The sequence below is a fragment of the Bradyrhizobium sp. CW1 genome, from assembly GCF_023100665.1.
Lineage (GTDB): Bacteria > Pseudomonadota > Alphaproteobacteria > Rhizobiales > Xanthobacteraceae > Bradyrhizobium > Bradyrhizobium canariense_D.
Genome location: NZ_CP064684.1, coordinates 2,870,478 through 2,883,361 on the forward strand (window position 1 = coordinate 2,870,478; position 12,884 = coordinate 2,883,361).

14 protein-coding genes are annotated in these 12,884 nt (G+C 64.2%); 5 read left to right on the forward strand and 9 right to left on the reverse strand.

Going from position 1 to position 12,884, the window contains the following annotated elements; translation table 11 throughout:
* Positions 1-98 precede the first annotated feature (98 nt).
* The gene (locus tag IVB54_RS13855) at positions 99-353 is read right to left on the reverse strand and encodes a hypothetical protein (protein ID WP_247566452.1); all 255 of its coding nucleotides are present in this window, start codon (positions 351-353) and stop codon (positions 99-101) included.
* A 28-nt stretch (positions 354-381) separates the two neighbouring features.
* On the opposite strand from IVB54_RS13855, the gene IVB54_RS13860 reads away from it, so the two are divergent.
* Positions 382-726, forward strand: coding sequence for an Hpt domain-containing protein (locus tag IVB54_RS13860; protein WP_247777291.1), 345 nt, complete (start codon positions 382-384; stop codon positions 724-726).
* A gap of 165 nt (positions 727-891) precedes the next feature.
* The gene (locus IVB54_RS13865) at positions 892-1,212 is read left to right on the forward strand and encodes a 2Fe-2S iron-sulfur cluster-binding protein (RefSeq protein ID WP_045008721.1); all 321 of its coding nucleotides are present in this window, start codon (positions 892-894) and stop codon (positions 1,210-1,212) included.
* A gap of 12 nt (positions 1,213-1,224) precedes the next feature.
* On the opposite strand, the gene IVB54_RS13870 is transcribed toward IVB54_RS13865, so the two are convergent.
* Positions 1,225-1,692 (reverse strand): thioesterase family protein, encoded by a 468-nt coding sequence (locus IVB54_RS13870; RefSeq protein WP_085357942.1) that lies wholly within the window; start codon positions 1,690-1,692, stop codon positions 1,225-1,227.
* Positions 1,693-1,871: 179 nt separating this feature from the next.
* Between IVB54_RS13870 and IVB54_RS13875 the strand changes: the two genes are divergently transcribed.
* From IVB54_RS13875 to IVB54_RS13885, 3 genes are all read left to right on the forward strand, one after another.
* On the forward strand, positions 1,872-2,900 hold the full coding sequence (locus IVB54_RS13875; RefSeq protein ID WP_247455112.1) for an NAD(P)/FAD-dependent oxidoreductase: 1,029 nt from the start codon (positions 1,872-1,874) through the stop codon (positions 2,898-2,900).
* Between the two features lie 115 nt (positions 2,901-3,015).
* A complete protein-coding gene (locus IVB54_RS13880; RefSeq protein ID WP_204511761.1) occupies positions 3,016-3,618 on the forward strand; it encodes a DUF2147 domain-containing protein in 603 nt (200 codons plus the stop codon).
* A gap of 378 nt (positions 3,619-3,996) precedes the next feature.
* Positions 3,997-4,353 (forward strand): hypothetical protein, encoded by a 357-nt coding sequence (locus tag IVB54_RS13885; protein WP_247455111.1) that lies wholly within the window; start codon positions 3,997-3,999, stop codon positions 4,351-4,353.
* Positions 4,354-4,408: 55 nt separating this feature from the next.
* On the opposite strand, the gene IVB54_RS13890 is transcribed toward IVB54_RS13885, so the two are convergent.
* From IVB54_RS13890 to IVB54_RS13920, 7 genes are all read right to left on the reverse strand, one after another.
* Positions 4,409-4,678, reverse strand: a complete 270-nt coding sequence (locus IVB54_RS13890; protein ID WP_018457539.1) for a hypothetical protein — start codon at positions 4,676-4,678, stop codon at positions 4,409-4,411.
* 260 nt (positions 4,679-4,938) lie between these two features.
* Complete coding sequence (garD, locus tag IVB54_RS13895) at positions 4,939-6,480, reverse strand: galactarate dehydratase (RefSeq protein WP_247398549.1); 1,542 nt, start codon at positions 6,478-6,480, stop codon at positions 4,939-4,941.
* A gap of 129 nt (positions 6,481-6,609) precedes the next feature.
* Positions 6,610-8,058, reverse strand: coding sequence for an aldehyde dehydrogenase family protein (locus IVB54_RS13900; protein WP_018457541.1), 1,449 nt, complete (start codon positions 8,056-8,058; stop codon positions 6,610-6,612).
* Between the two features lie 15 nt (positions 8,059-8,073).
* Positions 8,074-9,417, reverse strand: coding sequence for a glucarate dehydratase (gene gudD / locus IVB54_RS13905; protein WP_247455110.1), 1,344 nt, complete (start codon positions 9,415-9,417; stop codon positions 8,074-8,076).
* 24 nt (positions 9,418-9,441) lie between these two features.
* Positions 9,442-10,386 carry a 5-dehydro-4-deoxyglucarate dehydratase gene (kdgD, locus tag IVB54_RS13910; protein WP_007602056.1) on the reverse strand — a complete coding sequence of 315 codons (945 nt, stop codon included), beginning with the start codon at positions 10,384-10,386 and terminating at the stop codon, positions 9,442-9,444.
* A 124-nt stretch (positions 10,387-10,510) separates the two neighbouring features.
* A complete protein-coding gene (locus tag IVB54_RS13915; RefSeq protein ID WP_018457543.1) occupies positions 10,511-11,416 on the reverse strand; it encodes a LysR substrate-binding domain-containing protein in 906 nt (301 codons plus the stop codon).
* Positions 11,417-11,538: 122 nt separating this feature from the next.
* Positions 11,539-12,879, reverse strand: a complete 1,341-nt coding sequence (locus IVB54_RS13920; RefSeq protein WP_247455109.1) for an MFS transporter — start codon at positions 12,877-12,879, stop codon at positions 11,539-11,541.
* Between the last annotated feature and the right edge of the window lie 5 nt (positions 12,880-12,884).

Genomic DNA, 12,884 nt, shown 5'->3' on the forward strand with positions numbered 1-12,884 from the left:
CTGCGCGCTACGCAAGCCCACAGTCCGGATCATGCCGCTTACGCGGATCTCCGAGCCATCCCCACCCGGACGGCTTGTCCGCCAATTTCTCCAACATCCTATTGGCAGAGCGTCGCGAATGAAATGCCCGCGATTAAGACATTCTTAATCATCGTTAACAGGATCGTGCCGTAAGGCCTTAGCAATAAATGGAATTCTCCACCGGACTCGCCGGATTGCGGCAACTTTTCGTCAATAAACAGGCAGATTTGCGCAAAACGGCCGGAACATTTCGTTAACCATTTCCGTGCTTGGGTGGAGGGAACTTGACCGCCGGACCGGCGGACATCGCGCGATGCCGGGGCCTGCGCCATGATACCTGAACTGCAACGGATGGACTGGATGCCCTCGCCCCCGCTTGCACCCATCGACAGCCCGCTCGACCTCGATCATCTCTCCCGCATGACGCTCGGCGATTCCGAGCTGAAACAGGAAGTGCTGGCGATGTTTGCCGAGCAGGCGGTGCGCCTGATCGCGGCGATGGCAGCGCTCCCGGCCGAGGCCGGCGCGCTCGCCCACAAGCTCAAGGGATCGGCGCGCGGGATCGGCGCCTTTGCGGTGGCGGACGCCGCAGCCAGCCTGGAGACCGCGATCGAGACCGGGCAGGGCCGGCCTCACGCCTTCGCCGCGCTGAAAGAGGCGGTGACCGAGGCGCGCGCCGCCATCGAGGCGATCCTCAACCCTTAGGCGATAACACCAGACCTGTAGTCTAGTCTTTTGTTTTGACGGGTTTTCTTCCCGCGAAGAGGTATTCGCGACTTCATCAAAACGCTATGGCGCCGGGCTGACCGACCCGTTATAGGACAGCCCGGACCCTCCTTCATTCCCTAGATCGCGGCAGCACGAGCACACATGGCCAAAATCCACTTTGTCGATCACAAGGGCGAAACCCGTACGGTGGACGTCGAGAACGGCGCGACTGTGATGGAAGCCGCCATCCGCAACAGCATTCCCGGCATCGAGGCCGAATGCGGCGGCGCCTGCGCCTGCGCCACCTGCCATGTCTATGTCGACGAAGCGTGGCGCGAGAAGGTCGGCAGCCCGACGCCGATGGAAGAGGACATGCTCGACTTCGGCTTCGACGTGCGCCCGAACTCGCGCCTGTCCTGCCAGATCAAGGTCTCCGACGAGCTCGACGGTCTGGTGGTGGCGACGCCGGAACGGCAGGCCTAACTCTCTTAGCTATCATGTGCTCGGCGGCGCGACCTGGATGCCGCGCTTGTGCCAGGGGCTGAGCTTCTCAAGCACTTCCGCGATCAGTGGCGTCGGCCGGCGCGACGCTTCGTCGATCATCACGGCGACCGATGTCGCCGATGCAATGCACTTCCCTTCCGAAAACACCACCTGCTCGAACGTTACCGACGTTCGTCCCAGCTTCACGACGCCGAGACCGAGCTCGATCGTGTTCGGCCAATGCAGCTCCGCGCGAAAATGGATGTCGAGCCGCACCATGATCCAGGCAAGTCCGGGCGGCGTCAGGCCGTATTCCGGGAGCTTCATCAGCGTGACACGGCCGGTCTCGAAATAGGTGGCGTAGACCGCGTTGTTGACGTGCTGGTTAGGGTCGAGATCGCCGAAGCGGACATTGTCGCTGAGCCGAAAAGGGTAGTCCTCCAGGCGCGGCGTCGTATCGAGGCGACTTGGTGCGTTCACCGATTGATCTCCGTCATATCGTTGCTGGTTACAGCCCAGTTATCCTGACCCGGCAAGTGGGCGCGGCCGCGGGGCGCTCCCGCTTTTATGCCTTCCCTGATCCATCCCCGTTGGCTAGACAGGCAGGGTCACCTCGGCCCGAAGGGCGCCGTCCCACCGACGACCGATAAAGAGACGACATGAGCGACGAGATCAAAACCGATGTGCTGATTATTGGTGCCGGCCCCTGCGGTCTGTTCGCCGCCTTCGAGCTGGGCCTTCTCGACATGAAGACGCATTTCGTCGACATCCTCGACAAGGTCGGCGGCCAGTGCGCAGAACTCTATCCGGAAAAGCCGATCTACGACATTCCCGGCATTCCGCAGGTTTCGGGGCAGGGCCTCACCGACGCGCTGATGGAGCAGATCAAGCCGTTCCATCCGACCTTCCATCTCGGCGAGATGATCGAGACCGTCGAGAAAATCGGCGATCCGCTGTTCCGCTGCACCACGGACGCCGGCAAGGTGTTCGAATGCAAGGTGCTGGTGATCGCTGCCGGCGGCGGCTCGTTCCAGCCCAAGCGTCCACCGGTGCCGGGGATCGAAGCCTATGAAGGAAGCTCGGTGCACTACGCCGTGCGCAAGATGGAGACGTTCCGCGACAAGAACGTGCTGATCGTGGGCGGCGGCGATTCCGCGCTCGACTGGACGCTCAATCTGCATCCGATCGCCAAGCGCATCACGCTCTTGCACCGTCGCGACGATTTTCGCGCCGCCCCCCACAGCGTCGAGCAGATGCGCGCGCTGGTCGCTGCCGGCAAGATGGATCTGCGCCTCGGCCAGGTCACCGCGCTGTCAGGCAGCGAGGGCAAGCTGAGCGGCGCCACCGTGAAGGGCAACGACAACAGCGTGAACGAAATCACCTGCGACACCATGCTGCCGTTCTTCGGGCTGACCATGAAGCTCGGTCCGGTCGCGAACTGGGGCATCGCGCTTGAGAACAATCTGGTGCCGGTCGAGACATCCGCGTTCGAGACCAACGTGCCAGGCATCTTCGCGATCGGCGACATCAACACCTATCCCGGCAAGATCAAGCTGATCCTGTGCGGCTTCCACGAGGGCGCGCTGATGTCGCAAAAAGCCCATCGCTACGTCTATCCGGAGAAGCGGCTCGTGTTCCAGTACACGACGTCGTCCTCCAGCCTGCAAAAGAAGCTCGGCGTCAACTGATGGCGGCGGGCGATGCCCCATGTTTCTGGTGCTGGAACAGTTCGCGAAATCGCCGTAGTCTGCGGTCATTGCAGTTGGCGGCTTAGCAAGGCGATTGGCTCGCAAGGTGATGATAATGCGGACTCTCTTTTCCAGCTTTCGGCTGTTCTCACTCCTCGCGCTCGCGATGACGCTCGGTGCGGTGAGCCCGGTTGTGGCGCAAGTGCAGCAGCCGACCGCCGCAGGCCTCTGGCAGAAGGTCGAAGACGGCAAGACGGTGGGATGGTTTCTCTTCATCGACCACAACGGTGTGTTCGAAGGAGTTATCGCAAAAACCTTCCCGCGGCCCGGCGACGACCCGAACGAGGTCTGCGCGAAATGCACGGACGATCGCAAGAACGCGCCGGTGCTTGGGCTCTCCTTCATCCGCGACATGAAGCGCGACGGCCTGAAGTATGACGGCGGCAACGTGGTCAATCCTCGCGACGGCAACATCTGGAAGGCCAAGATGACGGTCAGCCCGGATGGGCAGACGCTGACGATGCGGGGTTTCCTCGGCATCTCCCTGTTCGGCAAGGACGAGACCTGGACGCGTCTTCCCGACGCCAACATCGCGCAGGTCGATCCCGCCATCGTCGCCAAATATCTCCCGGCGCAAGCAACCGCCGCGACCAAGCCCGTGCCCGTGCCCGCGGCGAAGAAGGGCGGCGCGATGATGGCGCCGGTGCCGAAGCAGTAGGGTCTACGTCACGCGCTGTGCCGCCTGAACTTCCGTAGCTCCACACACCGCCGTCATTGCCCGCGAAGGCGGGACTCCAGTACGCCGCAGCCTCTCGGTGTTCTTGCGCGGTGTCCGTGGACCCCGTGCGCAATCGCGCATGCGGCCGGCCGAGACAGCGGAGAACTTGGCGCGCGAGCAGCGGTCATACCCGTCGAATGACCAATGCGTGCCGGACGCGCGCCAGTAGTTCCCCGGAATGCGCGGTGGCGCCGGATTTGCATAGCTATCCGCAAAGCTGTTGGGGGATGAGTCGCCGTCCTTGACGCCTTCGCCGAGTCGCGGAAGGCGGACGGCAGCTATCGCCCCGCGGCGATGATCTCGATCCGCGGAGACGACATGAGACGTGCAATATCGTGTGCCGCCATGCTGCTGGTCCTGACGGTGCTGCTGACGGTCCCGATGATGGCGCGCGACGACGGGCGCTACGCCAACTCGCCATTAAAACCCTGGTTCGAGAGCCTGCACAGCGAATACGGCCAATGCTGCTCGGATGCCGACGGCTATATGGTCGCCGACGTCGACTGGGAATCCGACAAGGGCCGTTATCGCGTGCATCTCGAGGGCGAATGGGTGGTCGTGCCCGACGGCGCCGTCATAACCGAGCCGAACAAGATCGGCCGCACCATGGTGTGGAAGCACTATATCGACGGCCATCCGCGGGTGCGCTGCTTCATGCCGGGCAGCATGACGTAGAGTGAAACGTCATCCCGGGCGACGCGCAGCGTCGAACCCGGAATGGCGTCAAGGCTTAGCGCGCCTCGTTGTTCGCGCTGACGCTCGCAAGCCGCTTCACGCGTGGCGACAGCACCGACATCTGCGCGGGCGAGGCGGGCATGCCGGCGACGATCATCGCGGGCGCAGTCGACTGCTCCTCGATGCCTGGGCCGCCGAGCACCTGGACTTGCGTCGCCGAGATCGGAAACGACGTCACTTCGTAAGAGGGAAGCTCGCCGGCGAACGCGCCTGACGAGTTGGCAATCATCGCTGCGGCAACGGCAACCATCGAAAGAACGCGCATTGGAAAATCTCCGTGAGAAGTGCCAATCGGAGGTTAGGTCGCGGTGATGCCGCAACAGGTTCGCCTGTGTGCGAACATTAGATCGCGGTCGCTGATCTATTTGATTGCGTGATGTCGAGCGACGAAGCGCGAAGGAAGTTTTCCGCGCCAATGTTTCCGGGCGGTTTAGCGGAAGTGGTCGCGCGGTGACGCGTCGGTGCCCTGCGTGCCGAAACGGCACCAATGCATCCACGCGGCGAGGCAGCGTCCGCGCGCGGCGCTCAGGTCACTGGCGCCGGATTGAACAGCGTCAAATCGTTGTGGATGCCCCAGCGATCCGACCAGGGTTTCGTGCGGCCGCTGGCGACGTCGAGGATCAGGCGGAACAGGTCCCAGCCGGTTTCCTCGATGGTCTTCCCGCCGGTGGCGATGCCTCCCGCATCGAAATCGATCAGGTCCTTCCAGCGTCGCGCCAGCTCGCTGCGGGTCGAAACCTTGATCACGGGCGCAGCCGCAAGGCCGTAAGGCGTGCCGCGGCCCGTGGTGAACACCTGCAAGGTCATGCCGGAGGCGAGCTGGAGCGTGCCGCAGATGAAGTCGGACGCCGGCGTTGCCGCAAACAGCATGCCCTTCTGCGTCGCCTTCTCGCCGGGCGAGAGGACGCCGGTGATCGCGCTTGATCCGGACTTGACGATCGAGCCGAGCGACTTCTCGACGATGTTGGCGAGGCCGCCCTTCTTGTTGCCGGGCGTGGTGTTGGCGCTGCGGTCCGCGCCGCCACGGGCCAGATAGGAATCGTACCAGGCCATCTCGCGGACCAGCGCGCGGCCGACGTCCTCGTTGATGGCGCGCCGCGTGAGCAACTGGATCGCGTCGCGCACTTCGGTGACTTCCGAGAACATCACGGTGGCGCCGGCGCGCACCAGCAGGTCGGCGGCGAAGCCGACCGCAGGGTTCGCGGTGACGCCGGAGAACGCGTCGCTGCCCCCGCATTGCAGGCCGATGACGAGATCGGCGGCCGGGCAGGTCTCGCGGGTGCGCTTGTTGAGGATCTTGAGGCGGGCCTCTGCCTGGGTCATGATTGCCTCGACGATGGCGCCAAAGCCGTCGAAGGCTTCATCCTGCATGCGCACGATGGCATTGCTGACGCCTTCCGGCACCAGACGCTCGGGCGCAAGCTTCTCGCAGCCGAGGCTGATGACCAGTATCTCGCCGCCGAAATTCGGGTTCTGTGCGATGTTTTGCAGCGTGCGGATCGGAATCACGGCATCAGGCGCGTTGATGGCGACGCCACAGCCATAGGCATGCGTCAGCGGCACGACGTCGTCGACATTCGGATATTTCGGCAGCAGCTCGGCGCGGATGCGCTTCACCGCATATTCCATCGTGCCCTTGACGCATTGCACCGAGGAGGAGATGCCGAGGATGTTCTTGGTGCCGACCGAGCCGTCGGAATTGCGAAAGCCTTCGAACGTGAAACCTTCGAGCGGCGGCAGCGGCGCGGGAACGGCGGTGGAGATTTCCAGCTTGTCGAGGGCAGGGGCCTCCGGCATACGGATGCGCGCTTCGTCCACCCATTCGCCGGCCAGGATCGGCGCGAGCGCATGGCCGATTACCTCGCCATAGCGGATGATCGGGGCGTCCTGCGGGATGTCGACCAGCGCCGTCTTGTGTCCCTGCGGCACGAAGGCGCGCAGCGTCAGCCCGCTGGCGAAGCGGGAGCCGGCGGGAAGCCCGAAATCATTGACAACGATCGCGACGTTGTCGCGCTCGTTGAGCTTGATGTAGCGAGGCTGCTCTTTCGCTGCGACTGACTGGTCCATCTGCTTTACCTCGGAAACTCAAGTCGTAGGGTGGGCAAAGGCGCAAAGCGCCGTGCCCACCATGCTTCGTGCCGAACGTAAGCGGTGGGCGCGCTTCGCTTTGCCCACCCTACGATATCTTGCCCGTGGTTAGCCGGGATAGGTATAGGCGGTCTTCACCGTCGTGTAGAACTCGCGGGCATAGGAGCCCTGTTCGCGGGCGCCGTAGCTCGAACCCTTCCGGCCACCGAACGGCACGTGATAGTCGACGCCGGCCGTCGGCAGATTGACCATCACCATGCCGGACTCGCTGTTGCGCTTGTAGTGCGAGGCGTATTTCAGGCTGCTGGTGCAGATGCCGGAGGCGAGGCCGAACTCGGTGTCGTTGGAGATCGCGAGCGCCTCCTCGTAGTTCTTGGCGCGAATGACGGCGGCGACCGGGCCGAAGACCTCCTCGCGCGAAATGCGCATGTTGTTGTTGGCCTCGGTGAACAGCGCCGGCTGGAGGTAGTGGCCGGGCGTTTCGCGCTTGAGCAACTCGCCGCCCCAGGCGAGCTTGGCACCCTCGTCCTGGCCGATCTTGATGTAGCGCAGGTCCTGGTCGAGCTGGCTCTGGTCGACCACCGGGCCGATATGCACGCCGGCCTTGAGCGCGTCGTCCACCGTGAGGCCTTTCAGGCGCTCGGTCACCGCCGCAACGAAACGGTCGTGAATACCTTCGGTGACGATCAGGCGTGAGGACGCCGTGCAGCGCTGGCCGGTGGAGAAATAGGCGCCGTTGACGGCGACTTCGACGGCGGTCTTGAGATCGGCGTCGTCGAGCACGACCAGCGGGTTCTTGCCGCCCATCTCGAGCTGGAATTTCTTCATGTTGCTCGAGGTCACGCAAGCCTGCGCGATCTTGCGCCCCGTCTGCACCGAGCCGGTGAAGGTGATCGCGGCGACGTCGGGATGCTCGATCAGGGTCTGGCCGACCACGGAGCCCGAGCCGACAACGAGGTTGAACACGCCGGCCGGGATGCCGGAGCGGGTGATGATCTCGGACAGCGCATGCGCCGAGCCCGGCACCAGTTCGGCAGGCTTGAACACCACCGTGTTGCCATAGCAGAGCGCGGGGGCGATCTTCCAGGCGGGGATCGCGATCGGGAAATTCCAGGGCGTGATCATGCCGACGACGCCCATCGGCTCACGGGTGAGCTCGACGTCGATGCCGGGACGCACGGAAGCGCCCTTCTCGCCGATCATGCGCAGCGCCTCGCCGGCGAAGAATGCGAAGATCTGGCCGGCGCGCGCGACCTCGCCAATTCCTTCCGGCAGCGTCTTGCCTTCCTCGCGGGCGAGCAGGCGGCCGAGATCTTCCTTACGGGCGATGATTTCGAGAGAGATCTTGTTCAGCGCGTCATAACGCGCCTGGGGTGTCGACTGCGCCCAAGCGGGGAAGGCGGCCTTGGCGGCTGCGATCGCCTTCTCGGTCTGGGCCTTGTCGGCCTTGGCGTATTCGCCGACGACGTCGTTGGTGTTGGAGGGGTTGATGTTCTTGGTGACGGCGGAGCCATCGACCCATTCGCCGCCGATGAAGTTCTTCAGGATCGCAGTCATAGCTTCCTCCACTTTTTAACGAACCAGGCAAGGACGCTTGTCGTCGAAGGTCCAGCCGGGGATCAGGTCCTGCATGGCAATAGCGTCATCGCGGGCGCCGAGTCCATGCTGCTTGTAGAGGTCATGCGCGGCGTCGATGGCGGCCCTGTCGATTTCGATACCCAGGCCCGGCCTATCCGGCACCGCGATCTTGCCGGCCTTGATCTGGAGCGGCTCCTTCGTCAGGGCCTGACCGTCCTGCCAGATCCAGTGTGTGTCGATCGCGGTGACCTTGCCGGGGGCGGCGGCGCCGACATGGGTGAACATGGCGAGCGAGATGTCGAAATGGTTGTTGGAGTGCGAACCCCAGGTCAGGCCGTTGTCGCGGCAGGTCTGGGCCACGCGCACCGAGCCTTGCATGGTCCAGAAATGGGGATCGGCCAGCGGAATGTCCACCGCGCCGAGGCGCAGCGCATGGGACAATTGCCGCCAATCGGTCGCGATCATGTTGGTCGCGGTGGGCAGGCCCGTTGCGCGGCGGAACTCGGCCATGATCTCACGGCCGGAGAAGCCGCCTTCGGCGCCGCAGGGGTCCTCGGCATAGGCGAGGATGCCGTGCATGTCCTTGCAGAGGCTGATGGCCTCGTCGAGCGACCATGCGCCGTTCGGATCCAGAGTCACGCGCGCATTCGGAAAGCGCTTGGCGATCGCGGTGACGGCCTCGATCTCCTGCTCGCCGCGCAGCACGCCGCCCTTGAGCTTGAAATCGGCGAAGCCGTAATGGTCGTGGGTGGCTTCCGCGAGCCGCACCACGGTCTCCGGCGTCATCGCCTCCTGATGGCGGAGGTTGAACCATTCCGCCTTGCCGGTCTCGCCGCCGACATAGTCGAGCTTGGATTTGCGGCCGTCGCCGACGAAGAAGAGATAGCCCAGCGTCTCGACGCTGGTGCGCTGCTGGCCCTCGCCGAGCAGGGCTGCGACCGGCAGGTTGAGATGCTGGCTGAGCAAATCGAGCAGCGCGGACTCCAAGGCCGTGACGGCGTGGATCATAACGCGGAGATCAAAAGTCTGCTTGCCGCGGCCGCCGGCATCGCGATCGGCGAAGGCGGTCCTGATATCGGCGAGGATGTTGTTCATCGCGCCGACGGTCTTGCCGATCACGAGATCACGGGCGTCCTGCAGTGTCTGCCAGATCTTCTGCCCGCCAGGCACCTCGCCGACGCCGGTGTGACCGGCATTGTCGGTGAGGATGACGATGTTGCGGGTGAAGAACGGCGCATGCGCGCCGCTCAAATTGAGGAGCATGCTGTCACGGCCTGCGACCGGGATCACCTGCATCGCGGTGACGACCGGTGCGCCAGTGATCTCGGTCTTGACCATCGCAGGCTCCTCCCTGTGTTGTTGTTATTCTGCAGCCTGTTGTGACGATCGGATGGCGGGCAGATTCTTCACCAGCGCCGTGACTTCCGCGATCTCCTGCTCGGTGAGGTCGGTCAGCGGCGGGCGGACCGGGCCGGAATCGCGGCCGATCACCTTCATGCCGGCCTTGATGATCGAGACCGCATAGCCCTTCTTGCGGTTGCGGATCGCGATGAGGGGCAGGATGAAGTCCTTCAGGCCGGCGTGGATCGTCGCGTGGTCGCGCTTGCGCACGGCGGCGTAGAAATTGGTGGCGAATTCCGGAACGAAGTTGAATACCGCCGAGGAGTAGGTGGTCACGCCCATGTCGAGGTAGGGCAGTGCGAAGGTCTCAGCGGTCGGCAGGCCGCCGATATAGGTCAGGCGGTCGCCGAGCTTGGTGTAGACGCGGGTCATCAGCTCGATGTCGCCGATGCCGTCCTTGTAGCCGACGAGGTTCGGGCAGCGTTCGGCGAGGCGGGCGAGCGTATCGGGCTGGAGGATGGCGTTGTCGCGGTTGTAGACGATGACGCCGATCTTCACGGAGGCGCAGATCGCTTCCACGTGGGCAGCAAGGCCGTCCTGCTCGGCATGGGTGAGATAGGGCGGCAGCAGCAACAAGCCGTCGGCGCCGGCCTTCTCCGCGCCGATCGCGATCTCGCGCGCGGTGGCGGTGCCGTAGCCGGTGCCGGCGAGGACGGGCACGCGGCCCTTGGTCTCGTCCACGGCGATCTTGACGACCTGCGGAACCTCGGCCGCCGTCAGCGAGAAGAACTCGCCGGTGCCGCCTGCGGCAAACAGGCCTGCGACGTCATAGCCGCACAGCCAGTCCATGTTGGCGCGGTAGGTCGCCTCGTCGAAGGAGTAATCCGCCTTGAACGGCGTGACGGGGAAGGACAGGAGGCCGGATCCGATCTTCTGGGCCATTTCCTGCGGGGTCATCTTGCTCATGGGCGCTGCTCCCTGGTCTCGTGTTGTGGAGGACGCAAAGGCTGCGCGTCCATGCGACCTGGTTTAGGAGACCGTTCGATGCGGGTCCAAGCCAAAGCCTATATCGACCAATGCGAAATCAGCATCAATCTTCCATCGCCTCCGCCGAGGACAATTCGCTCGCGATTTTGACGAGCGCCGACAGCAGCGGATTCTCGTCATCGCGTCGCCAGACCATGAACAGCTCGACCGGGACGCGGGTGCGCAGCTTCAGCGGCCGCAGGCGGACGTCCGCGATCTTCAGGCTCGCGGCCGCCGCCGGCACGATGGCGAGCCCGAGGCCGGCGCGCACCATGGCGAGGATGGAGTGGATCTGACTCAGGTGCTGCACATAGCGCGGCAGGATGTCGGCGCGGGTGAACAGCGCCACCAGCACGTCGTGAAAGTAGCGGCTCTCATAGGGCGAATACATCACGAAGGGCTGGTTGTCGAAATCCTTGATCGTGACGCTCTCGGCATTCGCCAGCGGATGCTTTTTCGGGATCGCGGCGAGCAGGGGCTCGGCGACGACGCGGCGGCTGGCGATTTCGGGGCGCGCGATCGGCGGCCTGAGCAGGCCGGCATCGATCTGGCCCGAGGTCAACGCCTCGAACTGGTCGCCCGACACCATCTCCTTCAGCGAGAAGTCCACCTCGGGCAGCTTGGCGCGGCAGGCGGCGACGAGCTCCGGGAGGAAGCCGTAGGCTGCGGCTGCGGTGAAGCCGATCTTCAGCGAGCCGGACTTGCCGAGCGCGATACGGCGGGCGACCTGCGAGGCGCTTTCAGCAAGCTTCAGGATGCGCCGCGCTTCCGGCAGGAAGCTGCGCCCGGCAGGCGTCAGGCGCACCGAGCGGCTGGTACGCTCCAGCAGCGGCGCATCGATGATGTGCTCGAGCACCTGGATCTGCCGGGACAGCGGCGGCTGGGTCATGTTCAGCCGCGCTGCGGCGCGGCCGAAATGCAATTCCTCCGCTACCGTGACGAAACAGCGGAGCTGGTTGAGGTCGAACATCGATACATGCCTTAGATGGATAAGGCGTTTCCCCGGCGCTTCTAGCATCGATTACTCCCAAAACAAAGACGGCGGCCGTGAAGCCGCCGTTAAGTTGCCTGGTCAAGCCCCATGGGGAGCCCTCAGGAGGAACGTTTGAGCACCACGCGCTGGATCTTGCCGACAACCACGAGATAGGCGAATGCGGCCACCAGCGCATTGGCGCCGACGAATATCAGCGCACCGTTGAAGGAGCCGGTCGCGGCCAGGATGTAGCCGATCACGATCGGGGTGCTGATCGAGGAGAGATTGCCGAAGGTGTTGAACAGGCCGCCCGAGACGCCGCCGGCTTCCTTCGGCGAGGTGTCGGAGACGACAGCCCAGCCGAGCGCGCCGATGCCCTTGCCGAAGAAGGCGAGCGCCATGAAGCCGACCACCAGCGCCTGGCCGTCGACATAGTTGCAGGCGATGATCGACATCGACAGCAGCATGCCGCCGACGATCGGGATCTTGCGCGCCATCGTCAACGAGCCGGTCTTGCGCAGGATCGCGTCGGAGATGACGCCGCCGAGCACGCCGCCGATGAAGCCGCACAGCGCCGGCAAGGTCGCGACGAAGCCGGCTTGCAGTATCGACAGGCCGCGCTCCTTGACGAGGTAGACCGGGAACCAGGTCAGGAAGAAATAAGTCAGCGTGTTGATGCAGTACTGGCCGAGATAGACGCCGAGCATCATGCGGTTGGAGAGCAGCTGGCGGATATGGTCCCATCCGGAGCCGGCCTCGGGCGCGCGCTCTTCCTTGGGAGCGTCGAGGTCGACCAGCGCACCACCTGCCTTGATGTAATCGAATTCGGCCTCGTTGACACCGGGGTGCTCTTTCGGCCCGTAGACGGTCTTGATCCAGACCAGGCCCATGACGATTCCGAGCGCGCCCATCACGAAGAACACATAGCGCCAGCCGTAGTCGTGCGCGATCCAGCCCATCAGCGGCGCGAAGATGACGGTTGCGAAATACTGCCCTGAATTGAAGAACGCGGACGCGGTCCCTCGCTCGTTGCTCGGAAACCAGGCCGCGACGATGCGAGCATTGGCGGGGAATGAGGGCGCTTCGGCGATGCCGACAAGGAAGCGCAGGCCGAACAGCACGGTGATCGCGGTGCCGGCGCTGAAGAAGCCGACCCAGCCCTGCATCGTCGTGAACAGCGACCAGACGATGATGCTGAAGGCATAGACGACGCGGGAGCCGTAGCGGTCGAGCAGCCAGCCGCCCGGCACCTGCGCGATCACATAGGACCATCCGAACGCCGAGAAGATGTAGCCCATCGCGACGGGATCGAGATGCAGCTCCTTGGAGAGCGCGGGGCCCGCGATCGACAGCGTGGCGCGGTCGGCATAATTGACGGTCGTGACCAGGAACAACATGGTCACGATGAACAGCCTGACGCGAGACCTTCTCACATCCGCTGCGGACATCACTGCGCTCATTGCGC

What these genes read in the sequence shown, in the direction of transcription:
- IVB54_RS13875 (WP_247455112.1), top strand. Translation starts at nt 1,872, where the DNA reads ATGAGCGACGAGATCAAAACCGATGTGCTGATTATTGGTGCCGGCCCC.
- IVB54_RS13900 (WP_018457541.1), bottom strand. Translation starts at nt 8,058, where the DNA reads ATGACTGCGATCCTGAAGAACTTCATCGGCGGCGAATGGGTCGATGGC.
- IVB54_RS13920 (WP_247455109.1), bottom strand. Translation starts at nt 12,879, where the DNA reads ATGAGCGCAGTGATGTCCGCAGCGGATGTGAGAAGGTCTCGCGTCAGG.
- IVB54_RS13860 (WP_247777291.1), top strand. Translation starts at nt 382, where the DNA reads ATGCCCTCGCCCCCGCTTGCACCCATCGACAGCCCGCTCGACCTCGAT.
- kdgD (WP_007602056.1), bottom strand. Translation starts at nt 10,386, where the DNA reads ATGAGCAAGATGACCCCGCAGGAAATGGCCCAGAAGATCGGATCCGGC.
- IVB54_RS13880 (WP_204511761.1), top strand. Translation starts at nt 3,016, where the DNA reads ATGCGGACTCTCTTTTCCAGCTTTCGGCTGTTCTCACTCCTCGCGCTC.
- IVB54_RS13865 (WP_045008721.1), top strand. Translation starts at nt 892, where the DNA reads ATGGCCAAAATCCACTTTGTCGATCACAAGGGCGAAACCCGTACGGTG.
- IVB54_RS13890 (WP_018457539.1), bottom strand. Translation starts at nt 4,678, where the DNA reads ATGCGCGTTCTTTCGATGGTTGCCGTTGCCGCAGCGATGATTGCCAAC.
- gudD (WP_247455110.1), bottom strand. Translation starts at nt 9,417, where the DNA reads ATGGTCAAGACCGAGATCACTGGCGCACCGGTCGTCACCGCGATGCAG.
- IVB54_RS13855 (WP_247566452.1), bottom strand. Translation starts at nt 353, where the DNA reads ATGGCGCAGGCCCCGGCATCGCGCGATGTCCGCCGGTCCGGCGGTCAA.
- IVB54_RS13885 (WP_247455111.1), top strand. Translation starts at nt 3,997, where the DNA reads ATGAGACGTGCAATATCGTGTGCCGCCATGCTGCTGGTCCTGACGGTG.
- IVB54_RS13915 (WP_018457543.1), bottom strand. Translation starts at nt 11,416, where the DNA reads ATGTTCGACCTCAACCAGCTCCGCTGTTTCGTCACGGTAGCGGAGGAA.
- garD (WP_247398549.1), bottom strand. Translation starts at nt 6,480, where the DNA reads ATGGACCAGTCAGTCGCAGCGAAAGAGCAGCCTCGCTACATCAAGCTC.